21 protein-coding genes are annotated in these 24,699 nt (G+C 69.7%); 7 read left to right on the forward strand and 14 right to left on the reverse strand.

The window, feature by feature from the left end; genetic code table 11:
* Positions 1-33 precede the first annotated feature (33 nt).
* The 4 genes from ACLBX9_RS22740 to ACLBX9_RS22755 all read right to left on the reverse strand — a co-directional run bounded on the left by ACLBX9_RS22740 (position 34) and on the right by ACLBX9_RS22755 (position 4,201).
* The gene (locus ACLBX9_RS22740; RefSeq protein WP_447720513.1) at positions 34-309 is read right to left on the reverse strand and encodes a hypothetical protein; all 276 of its coding nucleotides are present in this window, start codon (positions 307-309) and stop codon (positions 34-36) included.
* The gene (locus ACLBX9_RS22745; protein WP_447720514.1) at positions 306-2,603 is read right to left on the reverse strand and encodes an FdhF/YdeP family oxidoreductase; all 2,298 of its coding nucleotides are present in this window, start codon (positions 2,601-2,603) and stop codon (positions 306-308) included. The genes ACLBX9_RS22740 and ACLBX9_RS22745 overlap by 4 nt, the downstream gene beginning before the upstream one ends.
* 174 nt (positions 2,604-2,777) lie before the next feature.
* A complete protein-coding gene (locus tag ACLBX9_RS22750; protein ID WP_010681990.1) occupies positions 2,778-3,854 on the reverse strand; it encodes a quinone-dependent dihydroorotate dehydrogenase in 1,077 nt (358 codons plus the stop codon).
* On the reverse strand, positions 3,851-4,201 hold the full coding sequence (locus tag ACLBX9_RS22755) for a DUF952 domain-containing protein (RefSeq protein ID WP_010681989.1): 351 nt from the start codon (positions 4,199-4,201) through the stop codon (positions 3,851-3,853). Before ACLBX9_RS22755 ends, ACLBX9_RS22750 begins: the two co-directional genes overlap by 4 nt.
* A gap of 316 nt (positions 4,202-4,517) precedes the next feature.
* Here ACLBX9_RS22755 and ACLBX9_RS22760 point away from each other — a divergent pair, with 316 nt between their 5' ends.
* From ACLBX9_RS22760 to ACLBX9_RS22770, 3 genes are all read left to right on the forward strand, one after another.
* A complete protein-coding gene (locus ACLBX9_RS22760; protein ID WP_010681988.1) occupies positions 4,518-5,150 on the forward strand; it encodes a S24 family peptidase in 633 nt (210 codons plus the stop codon).
* 136 nt (positions 5,151-5,286) lie between these two features.
* Positions 5,287-6,387 (forward strand): two-component system sensor histidine kinase NtrB, encoded by a 1,101-nt coding sequence (locus tag ACLBX9_RS22765; protein WP_010681987.1) that lies wholly within the window; start codon positions 5,287-5,289, stop codon positions 6,385-6,387.
* 117 nt (positions 6,388-6,504) lie between these two features.
* On the forward strand, positions 6,505-7,479 hold the full coding sequence (locus ACLBX9_RS22770; protein WP_447720515.1) for a TIM44-like domain-containing protein: 975 nt from the start codon (positions 6,505-6,507) through the stop codon (positions 7,477-7,479).
* 108 nt (positions 7,480-7,587) lie between these two features.
* Here ACLBX9_RS22770 and rsmA read toward each other — a convergent pair whose 3' ends face one another.
* The 5 genes from rsmA to lptF form a co-directional block, all read right to left on the reverse strand.
* Complete coding sequence (rsmA, locus tag ACLBX9_RS22775; protein ID WP_010681985.1) at positions 7,588-8,445, reverse strand: 16S rRNA (adenine(1518)-N(6)/adenine(1519)-N(6))-dimethyltransferase RsmA; 858 nt, start codon at positions 8,443-8,445, stop codon at positions 7,588-7,590.
* 10 nt (positions 8,446-8,455) lie between these two features.
* Positions 8,456-9,574, reverse strand: a complete 1,119-nt coding sequence (gene pdxA, locus ACLBX9_RS22780; RefSeq protein WP_447720516.1) for a 4-hydroxythreonine-4-phosphate dehydrogenase PdxA — start codon at positions 9,572-9,574, stop codon at positions 8,456-8,458.
* Between the two features lie 31 nt (positions 9,575-9,605).
* The gene (locus ACLBX9_RS22785) at positions 9,606-12,185 is read right to left on the reverse strand and encodes an LPS-assembly protein LptD (RefSeq protein WP_447720517.1); all 2,580 of its coding nucleotides are present in this window, start codon (positions 12,183-12,185) and stop codon (positions 9,606-9,608) included.
* A 78-nt stretch (positions 12,186-12,263) separates the two neighbouring features.
* The gene (gene lptG, locus ACLBX9_RS22790) at positions 12,264-13,352 is read right to left on the reverse strand and encodes an LPS export ABC transporter permease LptG (RefSeq protein ID WP_447720637.1); all 1,089 of its coding nucleotides are present in this window, start codon (positions 13,350-13,352) and stop codon (positions 12,264-12,266) included.
* 7 nt (positions 13,353-13,359) lie between these two features.
* Positions 13,360-14,520 (reverse strand): LPS export ABC transporter permease LptF, encoded by a 1,161-nt coding sequence (gene lptF, locus ACLBX9_RS22795; protein ID WP_447720518.1) that lies wholly within the window; start codon positions 14,518-14,520, stop codon positions 13,360-13,362.
* Positions 14,521-14,704: 184 nt separating this feature from the next.
* Here lptF and ACLBX9_RS22800 point away from each other — a divergent pair, with 184 nt between their 5' ends.
* The 4 genes from ACLBX9_RS22800 to msrP all read left to right on the forward strand — a co-directional run bounded on the left by ACLBX9_RS22800 (position 14,705) and on the right by msrP (position 19,979).
* Positions 14,705-16,216 carry a leucyl aminopeptidase gene (locus tag ACLBX9_RS22800; protein WP_447720519.1) on the forward strand — a complete coding sequence of 504 codons (1,512 nt, stop codon included), beginning with the start codon at positions 14,705-14,707 and terminating at the stop codon, positions 16,214-16,216.
* A 204-nt stretch (positions 16,217-16,420) separates the two neighbouring features.
* Positions 16,421-17,047: a hypothetical protein gene (locus ACLBX9_RS22805; protein WP_447720520.1), complete on the forward strand. Its 627-nt coding sequence runs from the start codon at positions 16,421-16,423 to the stop codon at positions 17,045-17,047.
* A 100-nt stretch (positions 17,048-17,147) separates the two neighbouring features.
* Positions 17,148-18,902 carry an AMP-binding protein gene (locus ACLBX9_RS22810; RefSeq protein WP_447720521.1) on the forward strand — a complete coding sequence of 585 codons (1,755 nt, stop codon included), beginning with the start codon at positions 17,148-17,150 and terminating at the stop codon, positions 18,900-18,902.
* A 126-nt stretch (positions 18,903-19,028) separates the two neighbouring features.
* Positions 19,029-19,979, forward strand: coding sequence for a protein-methionine-sulfoxide reductase catalytic subunit MsrP (gene msrP, locus ACLBX9_RS22815; RefSeq protein WP_447720522.1), 951 nt, complete (start codon positions 19,029-19,031; stop codon positions 19,977-19,979).
* A gap of 168 nt (positions 19,980-20,147) precedes the next feature.
* On the opposite strand, the gene ACLBX9_RS22820 is transcribed toward msrP, so the two are convergent.
* The 5 genes from ACLBX9_RS22820 to greA form a co-directional block, all read right to left on the reverse strand.
* Complete coding sequence (locus ACLBX9_RS22820; protein WP_010681976.1) at positions 20,148-21,038, reverse strand: LysR family transcriptional regulator; 891 nt, start codon at positions 21,036-21,038, stop codon at positions 20,148-20,150.
* Between the two features lie 256 nt (positions 21,039-21,294).
* Positions 21,295-22,275, reverse strand: coding sequence for a thioredoxin-disulfide reductase (gene trxB / locus ACLBX9_RS22825; protein WP_447720523.1), 981 nt, complete (start codon positions 22,273-22,275; stop codon positions 21,295-21,297).
* 14 nt (positions 22,276-22,289) lie between these two features.
* Positions 22,290-23,339: a mitochondrial fission ELM1 family protein gene (locus ACLBX9_RS22830; protein WP_010681974.1), complete on the reverse strand. Its 1,050-nt coding sequence runs from the start codon at positions 23,337-23,339 to the stop codon at positions 22,290-22,292.
* 345 nt (positions 23,340-23,684) lie between these two features.
* A complete protein-coding gene (locus tag ACLBX9_RS22835) occupies positions 23,685-24,185 on the reverse strand; it encodes a hypothetical protein (RefSeq protein WP_447720524.1) in 501 nt (166 codons plus the stop codon).
* Between the two features lie 3 nt (positions 24,186-24,188).
* The gene (greA, locus tag ACLBX9_RS22840) at positions 24,189-24,665 is read right to left on the reverse strand and encodes a transcription elongation factor GreA (RefSeq protein ID WP_170861838.1); all 477 of its coding nucleotides are present in this window, start codon (positions 24,663-24,665) and stop codon (positions 24,189-24,191) included.
* Positions 24,666-24,699: the final 34 nt, after the last annotated feature.

A 24,699-nucleotide genomic window follows, 5' to 3' on the forward strand; every position in this document is an offset into this window, starting at 1 on the left:
GGCTGTCCTGGCGCCTGGAGCGCGTTGCGGCGGTCATGCTGCATCGCCGGAGACGTCGTACCGCGTCCGCTGGGTGCGCACATCCCGTGCCGTGACGGCGACGTGCCCGGCCTCCTCCAGTCCGACGATGGCACGCAGCACCAGGGCGTGCTCCACCCGGAAGGTCCGGGCGAAGGCCCGGCTGTCGCCGGGCAGACCCAGGTCCAGCGCCGCCAGAAGTCCCGCCGCCAGCACGTCGAGGTCGGGATGGGCGGCCGAGACCCGGTCGAGGGCGGCGGCGAAGGCCGCCTCGTCGGGCGCGTCGCTCACGCCGCCGCGCGCGCCTGCAGGGTCACCAGGACCGACTTCGAGGTCGGCGTGTCGCTCTTCTCACCGAAGGTCGACAGCGGCACCAGCACGTTCAGCTCCGGATAATAGCCGGCCAGCGCTCCGCGGGGCATGTCGAAGGGCACGAGGCGGAAATCCTCGGCCCGGCGGCGCGTACCGTCCTCGTGGAGACCGACGATATCGACCCGCTCGCCCAGCCGGTCACGGATCTCCGCGAGGTCGTCCGGGTGGGCGAAGAGCACCCGGCGCTCGCCGTAGACGCCGCGGTAGCGGTCATCCAGGCCGTAGATCGTGGTGTTGTACTGATCGTGGCTGCGGAAGGTCTGCAGCACGAACGTGTCGCGGGTCTTCCGGGCGGTCTGGTGCTCCGTCTCGGCGGGAAGCGCGGCCGCCGAGAAGTTGGCCCGGCCGGTGCCGGTGTCGAACACCCGCTCGGCCGCGAGATTGCGCAGCATGAACCCGCGCGGCTTGCGCACCCGGTCGTTGTAGCCGGTGAACCCCGGGATCGTCGCGGCGATCGCGTCGCGGATCCGGTCGTAGTCGGCCGCGAACTCGGCCCAGTCGATCGTGGACGCTCCGACGGTGGCCTCGGCCATCCCCGCGATGATGGCGATCTCCGAGCGCAGCTCCTTCGAGGCCGGCTTGTTGATGCCGCCGGAGCCGTGGACCATGCTCATCGAATCCTCGACGGTCACGATCTGGATCTTGCCCGCGCCGTTCCGGTCGATCTCCGTGCGGCCGAGACAGGGAAGCAGGTAGCCGATCGCGCCGGGCACCAGATGGGCGTGGTTGAGCTTCGTGGCGATGTGGACCGTGAGCCGGCACGAGGCCAGGGCCTGCGCGACCACAGGGGTATCGGGCGTCGCGCGCAGGAAGTTGCCGCCCAGACCGATAAAGGCCTTGGCGGACCCGTCCCGCATGGCGCGGATCGCCGCGAGCACGTTGTGGCCGTGCCGGCGGGGCATCGCGAGGCCGAAATGCTGCTCCAGGGCTTCCAGGAAGGAGGCTGGAGGCCGCTCGTTGATGCCGACCGTGCGATCACCCTGCACGTTGGAATGGCCGCGCACCGGACACAGGCCCGCTCCAGGACGGCCGATATGGCCGCGCAGGAACAGGAGGTTGGCGATCTCACGGATCGTCGCCACCGAGTGGCGGTGCTGGGTCACGCCCATGGCCCAGGTGGCGATGACCCGGTGGGCACCGAGATAGACGTCCGCCATGGCGGCGATCTCGTCCATGGTGAGGCCGGACTGGTCGAGGATCGATTCCCAGGACGTGGCATCGACCGCGGCGCGGTAGGCATCGAGGCCGGCGGTGTGGTGCTCGAGGAACGCCCGGTCGAGGAGCGAGGGACGGCCGGCCGCGAGCGCCTCCGCGTCGCGGGCGAACACGACCTTGGCGATGCCCCGGAACGCCGCCATGTCGCCGCCCGAGCGCGGCTGCAGGTAGTGACTCGCGATGGGGCGGCTCGCGCCGCGCAGCATCTCGACGGTGTTCTGCGGGTCGGCGAAGCGCTCGAGGCCGCGCTCGCGCACGGGGTTCAGCACCACCACCTGGGCGCCGCGCTCGGCGGCGCGACGCAGGTCGCCGAGCATGCGCGGATGGTTGGTCCCGGGGTTCTGGCCGACGCAGAAGATCGCGTCCGCCTTCTCGAAATCCTCCAAAAGGACCGTGCCCTTGCCGATGCCGATCGCATCGATCAGCGCCACGCCGCTCGCCTCGTGGCACATGTTGGAGCAGTCGGGGAAGTTGTTGGTCCCGTAGGCCCGAGCGAAGAGCTGGTAGAGGTAGGCGGCCTCGTTCGAGGCGCGGCCCGAGGTGTAGAACTCGGCCTGATCCGGATGATCGAGCCCGCGCAGCGTCGCGCCGATCTCCGCGAACGCCGCGTCCCAGCTCACCGGACGGTAGCGGTCGCTGGCGGCGTCGTAGCGCATCGGATGGGTGAGACGACCCTGACCCTCGAGCGCGTAGTCGCTCCAGCCGCGCAGCTCGGAGAGCGTGTGCTCGGCGAAGAAGGACGGCGGCGTGCGCTTGTCGGTGGCCTCCCAGGAGACCGCCTTCACGCCGTTCTCACAGAACTCGAAGGATGAGCCGTGCTCCGGATCGCCCCAGGCACAGCCCGGACAGTCGAACCCATCAGGCTGGTTGGCCTTCAGCAGCGCGCGAGCGCCGGTGAGCGGCGCGCGGCTGCCGAGCAGGTGCTTGCCGCAGCTCTTCAGAGCGCCCCAACCGCCGGCCGCGGATGAGCGCTTCGGAGCCCCCTCAGACTGGGCCATGAACCGTCCTGGAACTGATGACGCGAATGCTCTCGCAGTCGCGAGATAAGCGTCTCCGCGGGGCACTCACAACGGCGTGCGCGCGCAGGCCCCTCATGCGCGGGACACAGGCTAAGCTCCCGCTGTGCAAAGCCTTTCTAAACTGTGGCGACCGGCCGGCCCGCCGCTGGCGGATCAGTCTTCGCGAGCGAGATCCGCGGCGTCGCGCCCGACGACTTGCCGGAGCGACGTGATCCCCTCCGCGTTCATGCGCTTCAGAAGCCCCGCCTTGATGCGGGCGACCAAGCCTGGCCCCTCGTAGACCAGGGCCGAGTAGAGCTGCACGAGGCTCGCGCCGGCCAGGATCTTGGTCCAGGCGGCCTCCGCAGAATCGATTCCGCCGACGCCGACGAGGGGCAGGCTGTCACCGACCCGCAGGCGAGTCTGGGCCAGCATGCGGGTGGCCGGTCCGAAGAGCGGGCGGCCGGACAGGCCGCCGGTCTCCCTGGCGAGACCCCGCTCGACGAGACTCGACGGCCGCGCCACCGTGGTGTTGGACACGACGAGGGCCTGCACGCCGCGGCGCATCGCCGTAGCGCAGACGGCATCGAGGGCGTCGAGCGCCATGTCGGGTGCGATCTTGAGCAGGATCGCCGCGCCGGCACCCGACGCATCGCGGGCCTCGACGGTCCGGGCGAGGAGTTCGTCGAGGAAGGCCTCGCCCTGAAGATCGCGCAGGCCCGGCGTGTTGGGCGAGGAGACGTTGACGGTGACGAAATCGACCAAGGGCGCGAGCGCGGCCGTGCAGGCTGCGTAGTCGGCGAGCCGGTCGGCGGCATCCTTGTTGGCGCCGATATTGACGCCGACGATACCGGGGCGGTCCGCCCGGGCACGCAGCCGCGCGGCCACGATGTCGAGCCCCTCGCTGTTGAGGCCGAAGCGGTTGATCACCGCCCTGTCGGCGGTCAGCCGGAAGACCCGGGGCCGCGGGTTGCCGGGCTGCGGCCGCGGCACCACCCCGCCGACTTCCACGAAGCCGAAGCCGAGGCTCAGCAGCGCGTCCGGAACACGGGCGCCCTTGTCGAAGCCGGCCGCGAGGCCGATCGGGTTCGGAAAGCGTCGGCCGAGAAGGTCGACGGCGAGCCGCGGATCGTCCGCCCGGCTTCCAGATGCGGGCATCAGGGTGAGGCCGCGCAAGGTGAGGTCGTGCGCGCGCTCGGCGTCGAGTCGGTGGAGCAGCGGCCGCACGAGCGGGTAGGCGAAGCCGATCATGCCGGGACGAGTCCGGCCGGAAAGATGTGGCGGCCATCGTTGCCCAACGGCAGTTCCTCGACCGCCGCGACGGCGTCGAGGGGCAAGCTGCCGTAGAGGTGGGGAAACAGGGCCCCGCCCCGGGAGGGTTCGTAGCGCAGGCCATCGCCCAGGGCGTCGGCCTCGACCGCCACGAGAAGCAGGTCGGCCTGTCCGGCGAAATGGCGGCCCGCCGTTTCGACGACTTGGTCCGCCGTGGAGAAGTGGATGTAGCCGTCCTGGCTGTCGATCGGCGCCCCCCTGAAGAGGCCGGCGGCCTCCGCCTCCTTCCACAGAGCGCGCGGGCAGATCTTATAGATGAGCGGCATCGAAGCTCCCTGAGCACCGACGCGTCGATAGTGGCGCCTCGGGCCCGCGGCAACACCTGGATTCCGGGCAGTTTCCAGGAGCGATTGCATTCTGCGCGCTGTAGTTCTACTTTCCTACGACTAGGCTGGGCGTCACAGAGCCACGCCCGAATTGGGACGCCTGATCCGGACCGGGCCACGTCTGGTGAATACAAGTTTGCCCGCAGGGTGCCGCGCGTGCCCGGCGGGGCGTTCGTCCCTATGCCTCCGGGGCGGCCGGGTTCCGGCTGACGAGATGGGGGTGCGGACCCGTTCAGGGTGAGCCTCCGAGCCCGACATGCTGTCGCACGAGCAGATCTGGAACGCCATCGACCGGCTCGCCGAACGCCACGGCTACTCGGCTTCGGGACTGGCACGCCGCGCCGGTCTCGATGCCACGAGCTTCAACCGCTCGAAGCGCGTGGGCGCGGACGGGCGCAAGCGGTGGCCCTCGACGGAATCGGTGTCGAAAGTCTTGGCCGCGACCGGATCCAGCCTCGACGAGTTCCTGCGGCTGATCGAGGCGCGGGAGATTCCCGCCCGGACCATGGTGCCGCTGATCGGTCTCACGCAGGCGGGTGCCGGCCGGTTGTTCAACGACGAGGGCATGCCGACAGGCGGCGCCGGCTGGGAAGAGATCGAGTTTCCCGACCTCGGCGAGGAACGGGCGTTCGCGCTGGAGATCCAGGGCGATTCGATGCTTCCCCTGTTCCGGGACGGCGATGTCCTGATCGTCTCGCCCACCGCGAGCGTGCGCAAGGGTGATCGCGTCGTCGTCCGCTTGCACGGGGGCGAGGTCCTGGCGAAGGAATTGAAGCGCCGCACGGCGCGAACCGTGGAGCTGGCATCGCTCAATCCCGAGCACGAGGATCGGACCCTGAACCTCGGCGAAGTCGCCTGGATGGCCCGTGTGATGTGGGTGCGCCAGTAGACGGAGCGCTTCGGAAGCGTCGCACCGCCGTTCGGTAGGCCGGCCGCGCGGCGTCCGGACGGCTTGGCCGGGATCCCGTTCGTCGCTATCGGTTGCCGGTCGCGGGCCTTCCGCATCAGCCGAGCGCGAACGCAGCATGGCGCAGTCCGGGACGGGTCACGGTTCGGACGCTCGCGTGCCGCTCGCGGACGAGGCCCGCGCGCTCCTCGATGCCCTGCCGACGCCGAGTGTCGTGCTCGACGCGGAAGGCCGCGTCCGCCACGCCAATCCGGCCGCCGCTCGCCTCGCCGGCTACGCCGTGCCTGAACTCGTGGAGCACGGCCTGGAGCTCATCCGGACGGCCCACGCACCGGCGATCGATCCTGTCCAGGCTGAGGATCAGGAATTTCTCGCCACCCGTTCGGACGGGACCAGCTTCTGGGCGCGCGTGACCACCGCGCCGCTGCCGGAGACCGATCTGCGCATCGGCCAGATCCTTGACGTCACGGCACTGCACGAGGCGGAGGGAGGCCTCGCGCTCTCCCGCCAGCGCGAGGCACTCGGGCTGCTGACCAACAGCGTCGCCCACGAGTTCAACAATTTCCTCCAGATCCTGATCGGCTACATCGACGGCCTGAAGCGCCGGCTCGGCGACCGCCAGGAGCCGTTCATCCAGCGGGCGATCTCGCGATCGGCGGATGCCACGGAGCGGGCCGCCATCCTGACGCGCCAGCTGCTCGCTTATTCCCGGCGCATTGCCCCGGATGTGCGCGCGGTCGATCTCGACGCCATCGTGGCGGATCTGGCCACGCGGCTCGCGCCCGACCTGCCGCCCGGCATTCGCCTCAGCGTGGCGACGACGCCCGGTCTTCCGCCGGCCATCAGCAACCCGACGCAGATCGAGTTCGCCCTGCGGCACTTGGTCGCCAATGCCTGCGAGGCGATGCCGTCCGGGGGAACCCTCACGCTCTCGACGTTCCGGGTGGAGCCGGGCGACCGCATGATGCACCAGCCCGGCGAGGGCATCGTCGGCATCGTGGTCGGCGATACCGGACAGGGCATGTCGCCCGAGATGCTCGCCCGGGCACTCGCACCCTTCCAGACCAGCCGCGAGGCGGGACGCGGTGCCGGCCTCGCGATCGTTCATGGGTTGATGAAGCGCCAGAACGGGACGATCACCCTCGACAGCCGCGCCGGGGAAGGCACGCAGGTCCGGTTGTCGTTTCCCGCGGCGGCAGCGGGTCGGCCACAGCACTGAAGCCGCGGGAAAATGCCCTCGCGCCGTCGGGCGCCGGACTAAAACGCGGGCTCAGCCGTTCCCATATTGTCGTTGGTGCCCCAGCGCCGTCCAGTTCTCGTCCTCAGAGGCGTGTCTATGCTTACCCAGTTTTCGCGTCGCCGGCGCGTGGCCGCCTTCATGACGCTGGCCGCTGCGCTGACCGTCGCGGCGCCCATCGCCGAAGCCCGTCCGGGCGGCGGCGGGTCTTTCGGGTCCCGCGGCTCGCGCACCTACACGGCGCCGTCTGCCACGCCGACTGCGCCCGGCGGCGGCATGACGATGCAGCGCTCGCAGACCGCGCCGTCCCCCGGCATGGGCAGCCCCGGCATGCAGGCTCCCGCCGCGACGGGCCGTCGTTTCGGTGGCGGCTTCTTCGCCGGCCTGCTCGGTGCCGGCCTCATCGGCGCGCTGCTCGGCGGCGGCTTCTTCGGCGGCCTCGGTGGCCTCGCCTCGATGATCGGCCTCCTTTTCCAGGTGGGCCTTGTCGTACTCGTGGTGATGCTCGCCCTGAGGTTCTTCCGTCGCCGGAGCGAACCGGCCGGGGCCGGTGCACCCTACGCGCGCTCGTCCCTCGATGATCGCCCGGGCCCCGGCCCGGGCGGCCCCGCGGGCGGCGTTCCCGGCGGTGCCGGGGCCGGCATGTTCGGTGGTCAGCGGCCCCCGCAGACGCGGCCGGTGCAGATCGGGCCGGCCGACTACCAGGCGTTCGAGCGCCTGCTCGGCGATATCCAGGACGCCTATTCCCGTGAGGAACGGGTGACCCTCGGCAACCTGTCGACGCCCGAGATGGTGAGCTACTTCGACGAGGAACTGCGCAACAACGCGGCTCGCGGCGTGGTGAACAAGATCTCGGACGTGAAGCTGCTCCAGGGCGATCTCGCGGAAGCCTGGGGCGAGGACCGCAATGACTACGCCACGGTGGCGATGCGCTACGCCCTCAAGGATGTGATGGTCGAGCGCGCCAGCGGTCGCGTCGTGCAGACGGACTCGTCCGAGGCGACGGAGCTCTGGACCTTCCTGCGCCAGCCCGGCCGCGGCTGGGTGCTCTCGGCGATCCAGCAGACCCGCTGAGTGCGGCGACGCACCACCTCTTAGGCCATGGTTCATGCCGGCGCCGCCTCCGCGGCGCCGGCAATTTTTTGTGGCGCACCGGCCAACACTCGCGCGCGGCGCAGGTCCTCAGCCGCCCTTCCGCATCCGGTCCCACAGATTGGCGAGGTCTACGAAGCCCGTCACGGACACCTCTTCCGCGCGCGCCGTCTCGGCGATGCCGGCGGCGGCCAGCAGCGTGCCGGGCTGGGCCGTCAGGGATTTCAGGCTCTGGCGCATCATCTTGCGGCGCTGGCCGAACGCCGCCCGGGTCACGGCTTCGAGGGCCCCGGCCCGGCAGGGCAGGGGCTTCACCCGCGGCACGATCCGGACGACGCTGGAGGTCACCTTGGGCGGCGGCACGAAGGCCGAGGGGCTGACATCGAACAGGATCTCGGCTTCCGAACGCCAGCCGCAGAGCACGCCCAGACGTCCGTAATCCGCCCTGTTCTCCGGCCCGGCGACGATGCGCTCGGCGACCTCGCGCTGGAACATCAGCACGGCCTGATCCCACCAGGGCGGCCAGGCCTCGCCGTCGAGCCAGCCGGTGAGCAGGGCCGTACCGACATTGTACGGAAGATTGGCGACGATCCGGGCCGGTCCCGCACCGATCAGAGGCTGCGGGTCGAAAGCCAGCGCGTCGGCATCGATCACGTCGAGCCGTCCCGGGTAATGCGCCGCGATCTCCGCGAGCGCCGGCAGCGCGCGGGGATCGCGCTCGATGGCCACGACGCGGGCCGCGCCCTCGGCGAGGAGCGCCCGCGTCAGCCCACCGGGACCGGGCCCCACCTCCACGACGGTGACACCCGCGAGCGGTCCCGCCGCGCGGGCGATCCGCCCGGTGAGGTTGAGGTCGTAGAGGAAATTCTGGCCGAGCGCCTTCTTCGGCTCCAGCCCGTGCCGGGCGACGACGTCGCGCAGCGGCGGCAGCCCGTCCCCGGCGCTCACAGGACAGCCCTCACAGTTCGTCTTCCGGATCGAAATGCCGGGCGCCCGCCGGCTTCGGCCGGCCCGCATAGACGCTGAACGGGATGACGTCCCCGCCAGCCGGCACGGTCGTGGTACCGGCGGCCTCGTTGGCCGCCAGCCGGTCCGCGAGACGCAGGGCCGCCACGAGGCTGTCCGGCCGCGCGACGCCCTTGCCGGCGATGTCGAAGGCGGTCCCGTGGTCCGGCGAAGTCCGCACGAAGGGCAGGCCCAGGGTGACGTTCACCCCCTCGTCGAACGCGATCGTCTTGATCGGGATCAGGGCTTGGTCGTGCGTCGGCGCGAGGGCGACGTCGTAGGCTTCGCGGGCGCGGGCGTGGAACAGGGTGTCGGCCGGGAGCGGGCCGCGGATGTCGATCCCGGCCGCGCGGAGCCGGGCCACCGCCGGGGCGAGCACGTCCCGGTCCTCGTGACCGATCGTTCCGGCCTCTCCTGCGTGCGGGTTGAGGCCGGCGAGGACGAGGCGCGGCTCCGGAAGGCCGAACCGGTCCCGCAGGTCCCGGACCACGATGGTGGCGGTCTCCTCCACGAGGTCCTGAGTGAGGAGGCCCGGCACCGCCGCCAGCGGGACGTGGATCGTCACCGGCACCACCGCCAGCGTCTCGCTCCAGATCATCATGACCGGCCGCGGCGGCGTGCGGCCCGGCGGCACCGAGAGTGCGGCCAGGAATTCGGTATGGCCAGGATGGGCGAAGCCGGTCCGCGTCAGCACGAACTTGGCGATCGGGTTGGTGACGACGGCGCTCGCCCGCCCGTCCTTCACGAAGTCCACCGCGGCGGTGATCGACTCGATGGTGGCGCCGGCATTCACGGTGTCCGGTACACCCGGCTCGGCCGCGACCATGGCGCCGCTCGGCAGCGGCACGACGGGGAGGGCACGCGGAAAGACCTCGGCGGCGGTCTCGGGATCGACTTCCGCGACCGGGATGTGATGATTCAGACGGTGGGCGAGGCGCTCGATGAAAGCGGGATCGCCGACCAGAAAGAAGGGCGGCAAGGGTCGCGCATCTCCGCGCCCAAGCCACGCGCTGAGCGCCAGTTCCGGACCGATCCCGGCGGGATCCCCGAGGGTGAGGGCGAGAGGCGGCATGAAGGGTCTATAGCGCCGGCACTGGCGCCGGTCACCGCACCGAGGCGATGCCGTCCGCCGTGATCGCCGTGCCGACGTTCTGTCGCAGATCCGCCTCGCCGAGCGTCTTGAGCTCCACCCGCAGCAGCACGGTCTGGTTGCGCTCGCGCACGCCCGTGGCGGTGGCGATCGGCGAATTGATGTAGTTCAGAGAGACCGTGGTGCACTCGTCCTGATAGCCGCCGCCGAAGCTCGCCCCTGATAGGTAGAACCGCCCCGGATTCTGGTAGATCGGCACGGTGCCGACGGGATTGGCCAGATAGGAGGTCAGCGCGTCCTGATAGGTGTTGCGCACGTCGAGGTAGTGCGTGAGATCGACCAGAAGCGAGCCGGAGATGAACCAGTTCGGCGTGATGTTGTAGGTGGCGGAGGCCGTGATGCCCTCGCGGTAGTGGCTGTAGCCGAGGAGCGGCTGCGCCTCATAATACGAGTAGAAAGCCGACAGGGTCAGGGGCGCGAACGGTGCGAACCGTGCCGTCGCCCCGGTCTCGAAGCGGGCGACGTGGAAATCGGCCTGGTTGAACCGGGCCCGGCTGATGAAGGTGATGTTCTGGTTCGGCGAGACCTGGAAGCGGCCGACGAAATCGGAGCGCTGGGTCTCCAGACCGGAATCCAGGCCCACATTGGCAATGTCGCCCCGGCGGAACGAGTTGACGCCCGCGAGCTGGATGGACTCGCCGAAGAGAACGTTGGCGTACCAGCCGGACGGTGTGACCACGGAGTACTGGCCGCCGAGATTGGTGCGCACGCCGCCCTCGACCCGGTCGTAGCCCGAGAACTTGTCCCACTCGAACAGCGACGTGTCGTCGAAGACGAGGCTCTGCGCGTCTTCGTTCGGCAGGCGGCCGATCCGCGTCTCGGACGGGCGGGCGATGACCTGCCCGATCGGCTCCAGGGTGTGGACGCCAAGCGCCCCGAAATTGGCGACGAACGGGTAGCGGTAATCGAGGCCGATCGCCGGCATGACCCGGCCGGCAAATCCCTGGTCGACATGGGCGACCTGCGGGACGAGGTCGTTCTGGTAGCCCGAGAAGCTCGTGCTGTCGAAGAACGCGTCGGTCCGCAGATAGGCGAAGGGCGTGAATTTCTGGCCCCAGTCGTCGATGAAGCTGCGCCGCCACGACAGTTCCGCGGAGGCGCGCGTGTTGTTGCCGGCAAGCCCCTGGATGGCGCAGGTGCCGCGCTGGAACACCGTGCAGGTCTGGTAGAGCGGGAAGCTGACGCCGTTCACGCTCGGCGAGAACAGGTAGCTCGCGGTGCGCGGCAGACCCTGGTACTGGGTGGTCTCGCGGGTCAGGCTGGTGATGTTGGCCTGGAAGCGCACCTCGCCGCCGATCTCGGCCGGACCGTTGACGCGCTTGTCGTAGTCGATCACCGGTGCGACCACCGGCTGCTGCTTCTGCCAGTCGAAGCTCGACAGGCCCTTGAAGTAGTAGCCGCGCGCCTCGAACCACGAGCGGTCTCCCTGGCCGATCAGGAACGCCGTCGAGGTCGCCTCGCGGAAATAGTCCGTCGTGATGTTCTGATTGCGGATGCGGTAATTGTCGAGGAACCACTTGTCGGTGACGCCGACGAGATCCCAGCCTGTCCGCCAGCGCGGGTTGATGTAGAACCGGCCCTCGGATTCGATCGAGCCTCGGAAGTCGCGCTCTCCGGCGCCGAGCGGGCTCGGCAGGAAGGCTGAGGGCGTCGTCTGCGAGATCCCGGACAGGCGCAGGTTGTAGAAGCCGTTGTCGACCCGCTGGCGGAACTCGCCCTGCGCCAGCAGACCCTGCCGGCTGAGCACGGTCGGCGTGAGGGTCAGGTCGTAATCCGGCGCGAGCTCGACGAAGTAGGGCAGCGACACCCCGGTACCGAGGGCCGTGGTCGAGACGAAGCGCGGCGTCAGGAAGCCGGTCTTCCGCCGCACCGTGGGATCCGGCGCCTCGAAATACGGCAGATAGGCGACCGGGATCCCGGCGAGTTCCAGCGTGGACTCGTCGAAGTAGACCGTGTGGGTCTCGTTGTCGTGGATGATCTTCTTCGCCTTGATCTGCCAGAGCGGCGGCGTCTCGGGATTGTCCTTGCACGGCTCGCAGGCGGTGTAGCTGCCGGACTCGAAGCTCGTCTGCTCGCCGTTCAACCGCTCCGCCCGCGGCGCGGAGAACCGGGTGCGCACCGTCTCGAACTTGCGCTGGACGGTCTGCTGACCGCGGAACGCGTCGACGAATCCGGTCTTGAAGTCGTCGGTGAGCTCCATCCGCTCACCGGTGACGACCCCGCCGTCGGCCTCGGTCAGCCGGACGTTGCCCTCGGCGAAGACCCGACCGGTGTTGCGGTCGTAACGAACCCGGTTGGCCTGGAGCGTCCGGGGGCCGTAATGCAGCTCGGCATTGCCGCGCGCCGTCACGGTGCTCTTGTCGTTGTCGTAGATCAGCTCATCGGCCTCGACGAGCAGCTTGTCGCCAGGCTTCCCGGTCTTGAGCGCGGGCAGAGTCTGGGCGTGCGCCGGCACGCCCGCCGCCAGCGGCGCGGCCAGCCCGAGCGCGGCCAGAAGGCCCGCTTTCCGCAGGATGTCGGCGACCTTACGCAACGCGCGTCCCAACCCCTGTGACGTTTGACGCCACGAACCTCAAACACCCGTCTCCCTGCCCGCGAAGGGTCGCGGCGGTCAGCCGTCTTCCTGGTACAGAAGCGTGAGCGTACCGAGAAGACTGCCTACCACGGCGGGGAACCAGGCCGCCACCGGTGCGGCGACGAGTCCGGACGCGCCCAGCCCCTCCATGACCTGTCGGATCACGTAGAGGGCGAAGCCGGCCGCGACCCCACCGAGGACGAGTTTGCCGACACCACCAAAGCGGAAGAACCGTAAGGAAACGGTTGCAGCGACGAGGACCATGGCGACGAACAGGACCGGCCTTGCCCACAGGACATCGTACTGAAGGCGGTATCGGGTCGCGTCCAAACCCGCCCGCTCGGTGCGCGCGATCGTTGTGGGAAGTTGCCAGAAAGGCACAGATTCCGGGGGTGTGAAGCGTTGCCGGACCTGCCCGGGATCGAGATTCGAGGCGATCAGGTAGGTGTCGAACGACTCAGGCGGTGCGTCCGGTGTGAGAACCCGCACATCGGAGAGTTCCCAGTAGCCGTCGTGGAGCGTCGCCCGGGCTGCCACCAGCTGTTCGGCGAACTTCCCGGCCGCGTCGAAGGTGAAGACCGAGACGCCCGCGAGCGTCGTGGTGCCCTCAATGGCGGTCTCGGCCCGCAGGATCGCCTCGCCGTCGAGGCCGCGCTGGCGGATCCAGAGATCCTTGCCCGAGCCGGCCTTGGTGGCCTTGGCGAAGATCTTCGCCTCGATCTCCGTGGAGCGCTGCTTCAGCATCGCGGAGACCGGGTTGTAGACCCCGACCGCTATCGCCCCGAGGGCCAGCGCCACGAAGACGCCCGGCTGCAGGAACTGCCACGCGGAGATGCCGGCTGCCCGGGCGACCACCAGTTCCAGCTTGCGCGAGAGCTGAAGCAGCGCCGCCATGGAGCCGAACAGCACCGCGAAGGGCAGCACGCCCTCCGCCACCGCGGGCGTTCGGTAGAGCGAGAGTTGCGCCATCAGGCCCGTGGAGGCGCCCTCGGCCTCGCCGGCGCGTCGCAGCAGTTCCACGAAGTCGAGGGTGTAGACCAGCGCGAACACGGTGACGAAGACGCCGAGCACCGTGCGGGCGAACCGGGCGGCGAAGTAACGCCCGAGGGTGGGGCCGATCAGCATCATCGGATCAGGAGGCCGGCGCGAGGCGCGGGCCGCGGATCAGGTTCCGCACCGCGCGGGCGAACGCACCGTTGAACGCCCGCACCCGGGGCCCGTGGAAGATCAGAAGGCTGGACAGCCCGATCGCCAGGAGCGGCACGCCGTAGACGGCCGCCACCGCTGCGGGGCTGCGCGCGGCGGCACTCACGGCCGCGAAGCCGCCGATGCGCAGGGCCACCACGGCGAGGATCGCCCCGGCCACCGCGAGGCCGCGCCCCTGACGGGTCGTGCGCGCATCGCCCAAAGCCGCAAAGGCGATGAACACCAGGGCCAGCGGGTAGAGGCAGGCCGAGAGCCGGTCGTGAAGTTCCGCCCGGAAGCGGCCCTTCTGGAGCTTGTAGTAGCCCTCGGTCTGGTCGGGGAACAGGAGCTGCGCGGTGGAGCGCTCCCGCGGCTTGTAGATCGTGTCGGAATCCGGGGGCGCGAAGGCCGCGAGGTCGATCGTGTACCGCTCGAAGGTGAGGATCGAGGAGTCGCGGGACTCCTTCTGCTGCTGGTGGACGCTGCCGTTCTCAAGGATGAGGTAGCTCTGGCCCTCGACGTCGACGGCGTTGCCGCGCTCGGCGAGGTAGACCTTGGTCTTGCCGGCCTCCCGGCGGTCCTGGATGAACAGGCCCTTGAGGGTGCCCCCCGGCCCGCGCTCGCGGAAGTGGAAGGTGATGCCGTTGTCGAGCTGGGTGAACTGCCCCTCCTTGACGACGTTCGCGATGAAATCGCCCCGCACCCGGGTGATCACGTCGCGCAGCTCCTGGAAGCTCGCCGGCATCACCACCACCACGAGGAAGCCCACGAGGAAGCTGACGATCAGCGCCAGCGTCAGGAACGGCCGCAGCAGCGTCCGCGGCGGCATCCCGGCCGCCGACATCACGATCAACTCGGAATCGCCGTTCAATTTGTTGAGCGCGTAGACGGTGCCGATGAACAGCGCCACGGGCGCGATCACCACCAGCAGCGTCGGAAGCGACAGGCCTGTCACGAACAGGAAGACCATGAGGGTCTGACCCTTGGCGGTCACGAGGTCGAGCTCGCGCAGGGCCTGGGTCAGCCAGATCGTGCCGGTGAGGCCGATCAGGCAGGCGAGGGTGGCGCCCAGGGCGATCCGAAAGATGTAGCGCTCGATCTGCCTCATCGGCTCCGGCAGTCCCGCTCGTCCTCTCGCGCCCTCGCAGCGGCAGGGACCCGACAAAAGGGGCGATTCCAGGGCTGCTGCGCCGCGTTGCGTTCTCCGCCTCAGCGGCTACACAGGGCGGATGGCCCACGCGGCGTCGCGCGGGCGCGGTGAACGGCTCCGGAACACGGGCAGGGCGACGGGTATGGCGGACGGCATCGAGATCGGTTTCGGTCCCCTGGGGCAGAGCGGGCAGGGCCCGGGCGGATCGGGCGACCTCGTCGTCTTCGTCGGTGACGATCTCGCCCTGGGTTCGGCGGCCCGCGACGCGCTCGGCGCTTCTGGAGCTGATCTGGTCGCCCGCGCCGCGGCCTCCGAGAAGTTCAAGGGCCGGTCCCTCACCGCCCTGAGCCTGCCGGCGCCCGCGGGCGTGAGCGCCGACCGCCTCGTCGTGGTCGGCCTGGGCTCCGACAAGGACCGCGCCAAGATCGACTGGCCTGTGCTCGGTGGCTTCACCGCCAGCAAGGTCTCGGGGCGCTCGGCCCGGGTCGTCCTCGAATGGCCCGGCATGACCGTGACGGCGGCGCAGGCCGGCGAGTTCGCCCTCGGCGCGCGTCTGCGCACCTACACGTTCGACCGTTACAAGACGAAGAAGAAGCCCGACGCCGACGAGAAGGCCGGCACCGCGCTGACCCTTCTCCTCGCCGATCACGGGACCGCGTCGCACGAGGGTGAGGGCGCCCGGACGCTGGCCGACAGCGTGATCCTGGCACGCGACCTCGTCAACGAGCCGCCGAACGTCCTCTTCCCGGAGGAATTCGCCCGGCGCGCCTCCGAACTCGCCAAGCTCGGCGTCGAGATCGAGGTGCTGGAGCCGGGGCGGATGCGCGAGCTCGGCATGGGGGCGCTGCTCGCCGTGGCACAGGGCTCCGTCCGCGAGCCGCGGCTGGTCATCATGCGCTGGAACGGCGGCCCCGCCGGCGAGGCGCCGGTGGCGCTGATCGGCAAGGGCGTGATCTTCGATTCCGGCGGCATCTCCATCAAGCCGGGCGGCGGCATGGAGGACATGAAGGGCGACATGGGCGGCGCGGCCGCCGTGGTCGGGGCGCTTCACGCCCTCGCGTCCCGCAAGGCGCGCTGCAATGTGGTCGGCGCCATCGGGATCGTCGAGAACATGCCGGACGGCGGCTCCTACCGCCCGTCCGACATCGTGACCTCGATGTCGGGTCAGACCATCGAGGTGATCAACACCGACGCCGAAGGCCGCCTCGTGCTGGCCGACGTGATCACCCACATCGTCCGCAGCGCCAAGCCCAAGGCGATCGTCGACCTCGCGACGCTCACGGGCGCCATCATCGTGGCGCTGGGCCAGGACATCGCCGGGATGTTCTCCAACGACGACGCGCTGGCCTCCAACATCAACGCGGCGGGCGAGGCGACGGGCGAGAAGGTCTGGCGGATGCCGCTGATCCCTGCCTACGACAAGGCGATCGACTCCAAGTTTGCCGACATGAAGAACACCGGCGGCCGGCACGGCGGCGCCGCGACGGCGGCCTCGTTCATCAAGCGCTACGTCGAGGACGTGCCGTGGGCCCATCTCGACATCGCCGGCGTGGCGATGTCGTCCAATTCCAGCGAGATCAACCGGAGCTGGGGGGCGGGCTGGGGCGTGCGGCTCCTCGACCGGCTGGTGCGCGATCACTACGAGTCGCGGTAGGCCGGGCACGGACCGGCCGGCCATGTCCGCCACGGGTTGCCGCCGCGCTGACCAGGCGGCCTCCGCATCGCGCTGCCTGCAAGCGTGTCGGGGGTCGGCATGACGGCCGGATCGCGGCCCGCGGCGCGCGGGCCGCTTCGGACAGGGTCCGCCGGAACCGAACGCTGGCGGCCAAGCCTCGGCGCGGCGGCCCCGATCCTGGCCATGCTGATCGCCCTCGCCGCGGTCGCCGCCACGGGCCTCAGCCAGCGCACGGCGGTGCCGGAGCACGTCGAGCCCTGGATCTTCGGCTACTTCGTCGCGCGCTACCCGCTCTTCGCCTTCGCCCTCGTGTATGGCGTGGCGCATCTCCTCCGAATTGCCTTTGGACCGGGGCCGGCCTCGATGGCGCGCCGGGTGCTGTTCGGGACTCTCGGTGCGGCGGTGCTTCTGGCGGCCGGCCTGTATCCGACCTTCGGCGGGCTGATCCTGCGCGCCGGCTTCGCGGCGGGCGGCATGGCGTTCCTCACGCATCAGCCGCTCTGGCTTGCCTACGGCCTCGGTGCCGGCGTGGCCGCTGCCCTGTTCGGCGGCATCGTGGGTCTCTTCGCGATCGCCGCCAACCGGCCGCTTCGGCCGCACCTCAGACGCGTGGGCGCCGGCGCGCTGGCCTTCCTCGCCCTCTGGTTCGGCGCAATCCTGATCGGTCTGTCGGGATCGCTCGGGGTGGGTCCGTGGCCGCTCCGGGCGCTCAGGCCGGGGGAGGCAGCCCTCGCCGCGCTGGTGCTCATCATGGCGGCGCTGCCGCACACCGTCCTGGCGACAGCCCTCCGGCATCGACGCTCTCCCTGACACGCGTGCCTTGCAGGCCAGCGTCCGTTCCCTCAGAGTCGGCGTGTTCTGCGTTGAGGGACTCGGCCGCGTCAGAGCCGTGCCCGAGGGAGGCATCGCGATGCACGAGGCCAGCGTGGTCGAGCACGGCGCACAGGCGACCCCGTCCGATCGGATGACGGGTCCATCGACGGCAAACGCTGCCGGACGGCCCTGGGTGAGCGCCTACCCACCGGGCGTCCCGCCGGAGATCGACGTTGCGGGGCTCGGCACCCTGAACGACCTGTTCGAGACCAGCATGGCCGCCTTTGCGGACAGGCCGGCGATGCTGTGCTTCGGCTCGACGATGACCTACGCGACCCTGGGCCAGCAGGCCCGCGACCTCGCGGCCTGGCTGGCACGTCAGGGCTTGGCGAAGGGCGACCGCGTCGCGATCATGCTGCCGAACGTGCCGGCCTACCCGGTGGCGATCTTCGGCGTGCTGCTCGCCGGCGGGACGGTGGTGAACACCAACCCGCTCTACACCCCCCGCGAGCTGACTCAGCAGATCAACGATTCCGGGGCCCGGATCCTGATCGTTCTGGAGAACTTCGGAGCCACGGTCGCAGCGGCCCTCCCGGATGTGACCCTCGACCGGGTGCTCCTCGTCGGCCCCGGCGACGGGCTCGGCATCAAGGGACGCGTCATCACCCTGGCCAGCCGGCACGTGCGCAAGGCGGTTCCGCCGTTCCGGCTCCCGGAGCGTCTCGCGGTGCCGTTCGCCAGCGTCCTGCGCCGCGGCCGCGGCCTACCGCGCACGTCGGTCTCGGTGGGACCGGAAGACCTCGCCTTCCTGCAATATACGGGTGGGACAACCGGCATCGCCAAGGCCGCGATGCTCAGCCACCGCAACATCATGGCGAACGTCGAGCAGTCGCAGCTCTGGTTCGACTCGAAGGACCCGAGCGTCCTCCGCTGCGCCGTGACGGCCCTTCCGCTCTACCACATCTTCGCGCTGACAGCCTGCTTCTTCCAGTTCATGCGCAGCGGCGGATCCTGTCTGCTGATCCCGAACCCGCGCGACTGCGACGGCATGGTGAAAACGCTGAGCCGCACCCGGTTCACCTGCCTGATGGGCGTCAATACCCTGTTCAACGTGCTGCTCAACCACCCGAAAATCGGCACTGTGGACTTCGCGAACCTCGATTTCGTGGTCGGCGGCGGCACGGCCGTCCAGCGCGCGGTGGCCGAGCGGTGGAAGGCGCTCACCGGGAGCACGATCATCGAGGGCTACGGCCTGTCGGAAACGTCGCCCGTGGTCTGCGTCAACCCGCGGGGCATGCGCGATTTTTCCGGCACCATCGGGTTTCCGCTGCCGTCGACGGAGGTCTCGATCCGCGACGTGGCGGGGCAGCCAGTCCCGGTCGGCGAGCCGGGCGAGATCTGCGTGCGCGGCCCGCAGGTGATGGGCGGCTACTGGAACCGCCCCGAGGAGACCGCCCGCGCCATGACGGCGGACGGGTTCTTCCGCACCGGCGACATCGCCGTGATGCTGCCGGACGGGCAGTTCCGGATCGTCGATCGGATGAAGGACATGATCCTCGTCTCCGGCTTCAACGTCTACCCGAACGAGGTGGAGGACGTCCTGGCCGCTCATCCGGCCGTGCTCGAATGCGCGGTCGTCGGTGCGCCGAGCGAGGAAACCGGCGAGATGGTCGTGGCCCACGTCGTCCTGAAGGACGCGTCGATCTCGGCGGATGTCCTGCGGGCCCATGCCCGCACGCAGCTCACCGGCTACAAGGTGCCCCGCCGGGTCGTCCTGCACGACGCGCTGCCGAAGACCAACGTCGGCAAGGTGCTGCGGCGCGTGCTGCGCGACGAAACGCCCGGCGCCTGACGCGCCGCAGGGCCGTCACGTAACCACCGGCCTCCGCTGACCGAAAGGTGAGGCTGCGGCGGTTGTCCCCGTGTCGGCCAACGCCGATCTGTGGGATGGCGACGCGGAGATCCCGAGGAGGCGGCGATGTTGATCAAGCGCAAGCGCGGATGGGAGATGGCCGAGCATCTCGCCACGCCGGAGGCCCTGTTCCTGAACCGCCGCGCCCTGATCGGGGGCGCCGCCGGGCTGGCGGCCGGCTCCTTCCTGGGCGGACGGACCGCGCTGGCCGCCGGTGAGCCGGGCCTCTATCCGGCCCCGCAGAACCCCGCCTACACTCTGGACCGTCCGGTCACGCCCGAACGGTTCAGCGCCGACTACAACAACTTCTACGAGTTCGGCACGTCGAAGACCGTCCTGCCCGCGGCGAACGCGCTCAAGACACAGCCCTGGACCCTGAAGATCGACGGCCTCGTGGAGAAGCCGTTCGAGATCGGCGTCGACGACCTGATCCGGAAGGTCGGCCTGGAGGAGCGGCTCTACCGCCATCGCTGCGTCGAGGCGTGGTCCATGGCGGTGCCGTGGACCGGCTTCCCGCTGGCCAAGCTCGTGGCGCTGGCGAAGCCTGCCTCCGGCGCGAAGTACATCCGCTTCGAGACCTTCATGGACAAGGCCATGGCTCCGGGTCAGCGGGCCTTCTTCTATCCCTGGCCCTACACGGAAGGTCTGACGCTCGCCGAGGCCGGCAACGATCTCGCGTTCGTGGTGACGGGCGTGTACGGGAAGCCGCTGCCCAACCAGTTCGGCGCGCCGATTCGCATCGCGGTGCCGTGGAAGTACGGCTTCAAGTCCGCGAAATCCATAGTCAAGGTGTCGTTCACGGCCGACCGCCCGAAGACCTTCTGGGAAGGGTTGCAGGCGTCCGAGTACGGCTTCTGGGCCAACGTAAACCCGGCCGTGCCGCATCCGCGCTGGAGCCAGGCGACCGAGCGCGTCCTCGGCACCGACCAGCGCGTGCCGACGCTGATCTACAACGGCTACGGTGAGCAGGTCGCCGGGCTCTATAAGGGCCTGGAGGGCGAGCGGCTGTTCGTCTGATCAGACCTCGGTCGGGGCAACCCTCGGTATCATCGCGCGGGCAGCCAAATAACCCAGGGCAGCGCCACACCTGCAGGTGTGGCGCGACGCTGGACAGGTTCGGGCCGCTCGCGAGAACGGCGACGCCCCGGAATCACCGAGAATAGAGAGGAGCGGCGCGGCGGGGTCTCAGTAGGTCCAGCGTTGCGCCTTGGAGACGAGGAAGTCGCGGAACGCCTGGACCCGGGCGACGGAGCGCATCTCCTCGGCGTAGACGAGGTAGCTCTCCAGGCTCGGCATCTCGGTCTCGCGCAGGACCTGAACGAGCTGCTGGTCTCCATCGACCGCATAGTCGGGCAGAATGCCGATCCCGGCGCCCGCCTCCATGGCCCGCTGCAGGGCGCCGATGTTGTTCACCGTCAGGTGGACGTGGCGCCGCTCCCGGCCATCCCGGCCCGCATCGGCCAGCCAGTGGGCAGCCAGCAGGTAGGACGGCTCGTTGCCGCCGAAGGACACGAGGCGGTGGTCGTCGAGATCCTCGATGGTCTTGGGCTCGCCGAAGCGCTTGACGTAATCCTGGCTGGCGAAGGCGTGATAATGCACGGTGAACAGCCGGCGCTGGATCAGGTCCGGCTGGGCCGGCCGGCGCATGCGGATCGCCACGTCGGCCTCGCGCATGGCGAGGTCGAGCTCCTCGTTGGTGAGGATCAGTTCGATGCGCACGTCCGGATAGAGGTCGAGGAATTCGCCCACCCGCTGCGAAAGCCAGGACGTGCCGAGCCCGACGGTCGTCGTGACCTTGAGGTCGCCGGTCGGGCGCTCGGAGGTCTCAACCAACCGGGCCCGGGTATTCTCGAGGCGCAGCTTCATGTCCCGCGCCGCCCGGAATAGCAGATCGCCCTGCTCGGTGAGGAGCAGGCCGCGGGCGTGACGGTGGAACAGCGGGGCCTTCAGCTCGCGCTCGAGGGCGCTGATCTGACGGCTCACGGCGGACTGGCTAAGGCCGATATCGTCGCCGGCCTTCGTGAAGCTGCCCGCCTCGGCGACGTTCAGGAAGATCCGGATCTTATCCCAATCCAAGGCCAGAACCCCTTCCAGCGCGAGCCCGACACCCGCACCCGGGACACGGGCAGGCGGTGCATCGGGCGGATCACCGGGCAAACGGCACGGCGCCGACGCGGGATGACCGCTCGCGGCACCGTGCGGGTATGCAGGTACTGCATCCCGGCACAGTCGGCACCCCTATGCACACGGCGCATGGTCCGGCGCAAGCGCGAGTTGGGAATTTCTTGAAATACCGGTGCACCAGTACCGGTTGTGTCGGGCGCGCCAGCCTCTACTCAGCGGCGGCGGCTTGAACCGGATCCTCGCCGATCTCCAAGTTGGCCAGGAACTTCTCGGCCTCCAGAGCTGCCATGCAGCCCATGCCGGCGGCGGTGATCGCCTGGCGGTAGACGTCGTCGGTCACGTCGCCGGCCGCGAAGACGCCGGGAATCTCGGTCTCAGTGGTGCCGGGCTTGACGGTGAGGTAGCCGCCATGGCGCATGGGCAGCTGCCCCTCGAAGATCGCAGTCGCCGGCTGATGGCCAATCGCCACGAACACGCCGTCTGCCTTCACTTCGCTGATTTCGCCCGAGCGAGGGTCCTTGAGGCGAACGTGGGTGACGTTCGGCGCCGGCTTCTGCACGCCGCAAATCTCGGCGATCTCGCGGTGCCACAGCACTTCGACGTTGGGGTGCTTGAACAGGCGCTCCTGCAGGATCCGCTCGGCGCGGAAGCTGTCGCGGCGGTGGACCACCGTGACCTTGCTGGCGATGTTGGCGAGATACAAAGCCTCCTCGACGGCGGTGTTGCCGCCGCCGACCACGACCACCTCCTTGCCGCGGAAGAAGAATCCGTCGCAGGTCGCGCAGGCCGAGACGCCGCCGCCCTGGAACGCCGCCTCGGAGGGAATGCCAAGCCACTTCGCCTGGGCACCGGTGGCGATGATCAGCGCGTCGCAGGAATAGGTCTCGCCGGAATCGGCCTCAAGACGGAACGGGCGCTGCTTGAGATCGACCTTGGTGATGTACTCGGACACGATGCGGGTGCCGACATGCTCGGCCTGAAGACGCATCTGCTCCATCAGCCACGGGCCCTGGATCGCCTCGGCGAAGCCCGGATAATTTTCCACGTCGGTGGTGATCATCAACTGACCGCCCGGCTGGAATCCGGAGATCAATAGCGGCTCGACCATGGCGCGGGCCGCGTAGATCGCCGCCGTGTAGCCCGCGGGCCCCGAGCCGACGATCACGAGCTTGGCGTGGGTATGGGCCATCTGTCTCGGTCTCCTCAGGCCGGTCCGGCGGCGCGGCGCGCATCATAGGCATCCGCGAGCGCCTGCGCGATCACCGGCGTGGCGTCGATCGGCTTGTACGTCAGATCCACCAACTGACCGGTGAACGGCCGCAGGGCCCCGGCGATCGCCAGTCCGGCGAACATCCGCCGATGCCGGATATAGGTACGCGGCAGGTCGAACAGCAGCACAGGCGCGCCGGTCGCGACCGCCTCGCTGACCATGTTGGCCGAATCGGAAGTCACGACGATCGCCTCGGCGAGCGCCAGCATGGCGACGTAGGGGTTCTCGCCGGTGCCGTCCCAGAGGAAGCCGCCGGTCTCCGCGGCGAGAGCCTTCACGGCGTCGCGGAGGGGGTTGGGCGTCCGGCGAGAGATCGTCACCATGAGCCGGCAGCCCTGATCGACCAGGCCGCGCAGATCCTCGACGAGGCGGATCATGTCGGTCTTGCGGTAGCTCAGATGCCGGCTGTCGCCGCCGACCAGCACCGCCACCCGCGGCCCATCGAGTCGCGCGAGTCGCGGGTCGGGACGGGCCCGGGCTTCGGCGAGGCGGGCCGCCGTGACGAGATGCGGCGCCGTCAGCGTCGTGAACACGTTGGTGCCGCGCAGGTCGTCGTAGTCCGGCACCCAGATGAAGTCGGCGCTGTCTTCGCCGGTCCGCGGATCCTTCAGGAACGCCGTGAAGGTCCGGCCGCCGGTGGCGCGCCGGACGGCCCGAAGATAGGGCACGGCCCGGCGACCCGAGGCGATCAGGATGTCCGGATAGGGGCCGGCCAGGGCGCCATCGCGGCGGCGCGGACCCTCGCGCGGGTCGATCGGGCCCCAGGGGGCCATCCAGCCGAAGGGGCCGGACGGGGGCACCTGCCGGATCTCGAAGGCGAGGCCGAGCGTCTCGGCGATGCCGACGCATTGGTTCTCATCGCCCGCCTTGCCGTCGGTGACGATCCAGGTACGGGCGCGAGAGAGTTCGGGAAGGAGTTCGGATCGCGCGTCCGGGCGAGTGCGCGCACCTGTTTTCGCGTCCGTCACGTCGATGCTTGCCATGCGCCTCGCTCAAGAAACCCGCTGCCGTGCCGGACCGGGCAGCCGCGACCGTCCTCTGACGCTCGATCGGCCGATGTTAGGCACGTGAACAGGACGGCCGATCCCAATCCCTTTTCCTCATCCTGAGGTGCCCGCGCCAGCGGGCCTCCAACGCGCTCTCCGAAGGTACCTGCGATTCCTGAAGGGCTCCTTCGAGACCTCGGCTGCGCTCCGGCACCTCAGGATGAGGGTGTTGGGATGGAACCCTCCTTCGGAAGCTTCCCGCGCCGCCGGACCGTCGCGTTTCCTTCGACCTAGAGGATCTCCGGCGGCGACGCACTTCTATTCGCGCGGCAGATCCCGGGTCTATTCGCGCGGCAGATCCCGGGCGAGCCACTGTGCGTAGATGTCGGCGATGGCGGCGAGCCGCCGGCCCTCGAACTGCGGATCGTACCACGCGCCCCCGTAGCTCGACGGCGTCGCGGTCATCTGCGGATGGCGTCCGAGCACCTGCCCCTTGGGTCCGACGAGCAGCGCCTCGCCCTCCAGGTAATCGGTCTGGAGATTGCCGCCGAAGCCCCGCACGGCGCCGCCGCCGGCATAGGGCCGCAGCGACAGGCTCGTCACCACGACCACGAGCCGTGGCCCGCGGCCGCCGATCCGACCGGCGAAGCTCTTCCGCAGGGCCTCAGTCAGGTCGCCGGCCAGCGCGTCGGCCTGCAGACCCGCGCCCTTGTCGAGGAGCGGTCGCACGTCGACCCGGACGTCGGAGAAGACCGGCGTCGGGGGGAAGTCGCTCGCCCCCGCGGATCCCGCGGCGACACCGAACAGCAGGCCGGCGAACCGGCCCATGATCCGCAGGCGCATCACTCAGCCGCCGTATTGGACCGCGACGACCTCGTAGGACTTGCCGCCACCCGGCGTGGTGACCTCGACGGTGTCGCCGACGCCCTTTCCGATCAGGGCGCGGGCGATGGGCGAGGTGATCGACACGCGGCCTGAGCGTACGTCGGCCTCGGGCTCACCGACGATCTGGTAGGTCTTCTCCTCCTCCGTGTCCTCGTCGACGAGCTTCACGGTGGCGCCGAACTTGATCTTGTTGCCCGAGAGCTTCGTGACGTCGATGATCTCGGCGCGCGCGATCATGCTCTCCAGCTCCATGACGCGGCCCTCGTTGTGGGACTGCGCCTCCTTGGCGGCGTGATACTCGGCGTTCTCCGACAGGTCGCCGAGGGCGCGGGCCTCCGCGATCGCCTGGATGATGCGCTGGCGCTCCACCTGCTGGCGATGCTTCAGCTCCTCTTCGAGGGCTGCGAAACCGCGCACCGTGATCGGAACCTTGTCTATCGTCATCGTCTCGCGCCACAATGAAGAGGCCCGG

Source organism: Methylobacterium sp. A49B (assembly GCF_053346215.1).

Coding starts and splice junctions, on each gene's coding strand:
- pdxA (WP_447720516.1), bottom strand. CDS start 9,574: ATGCCGCCTCTCGCCCTCACCCTCGGGGATCCCGCCGGGATCGGTCCG.
- ACLBX9_RS22765 (WP_010681987.1), top strand. CDS start 5,287: ATGGCGCAGTCCGGGACGGGTCACGGTTCGGACGCTCGCGTGCCGCTC.
- ACLBX9_RS22805 (WP_447720520.1), top strand. CDS start 16,421: ATGCTGATCGCCCTCGCCGCGGTCGCCGCCACGGGCCTCAGCCAGCGC.
- ACLBX9_RS22745 (WP_447720514.1), bottom strand. CDS start 2,603: ATGGCCCAGTCTGAGGGGGCTCCGAAGCGCTCATCCGCGGCCGGCGGT.
- ACLBX9_RS22830 (WP_010681974.1), bottom strand. CDS start 23,339: ATGGCAAGCATCGACGTGACGGACGCGAAAACAGGTGCGCGCACTCGC.
- ACLBX9_RS22800 (WP_447720519.1), top strand. CDS start 14,705: ATGGCGGACGGCATCGAGATCGGTTTCGGTCCCCTGGGGCAGAGCGGG.
- msrP (WP_447720522.1), top strand. CDS start 19,029: ATGTTGATCAAGCGCAAGCGCGGATGGGAGATGGCCGAGCATCTCGCC.
- ACLBX9_RS22835 (WP_447720524.1), bottom strand. CDS start 24,185: ATGCGCCTGCGGATCATGGGCCGGTTCGCCGGCCTGCTGTTCGGTGTC.
- trxB (WP_447720523.1), bottom strand. CDS start 22,275: ATGGCCCATACCCACGCCAAGCTCGTGATCGTCGGCTCGGGGCCCGCG.
- lptG (WP_447720637.1), bottom strand. CDS start 13,352: ATGCTGATCGGCCCCACCCTCGGGCGTTACTTCGCCGCCCGGTTCGCC.
- ACLBX9_RS22750 (WP_010681990.1), bottom strand. CDS start 3,854: ATGATCGGCTTCGCCTACCCGCTCGTGCGGCCGCTGCTCCACCGACTC.
- lptF (WP_447720518.1), bottom strand. CDS start 14,520: ATGAGGCAGATCGAGCGCTACATCTTTCGGATCGCCCTGGGCGCCACC.
- ACLBX9_RS22760 (WP_010681988.1), top strand. CDS start 4,518: ATGCTGTCGCACGAGCAGATCTGGAACGCCATCGACCGGCTCGCCGAA.
- ACLBX9_RS22755 (WP_010681989.1), bottom strand. CDS start 4,201: ATGCCGCTCATCTATAAGATCTGCCCGCGCGCTCTGTGGAAGGAGGCG.
- ACLBX9_RS22810 (WP_447720521.1), top strand. CDS start 17,148: ATGCACGAGGCCAGCGTGGTCGAGCACGGCGCACAGGCGACCCCGTCC.
- ACLBX9_RS22770 (WP_447720515.1), top strand. CDS start 6,505: ATGCTTACCCAGTTTTCGCGTCGCCGGCGCGTGGCCGCCTTCATGACG.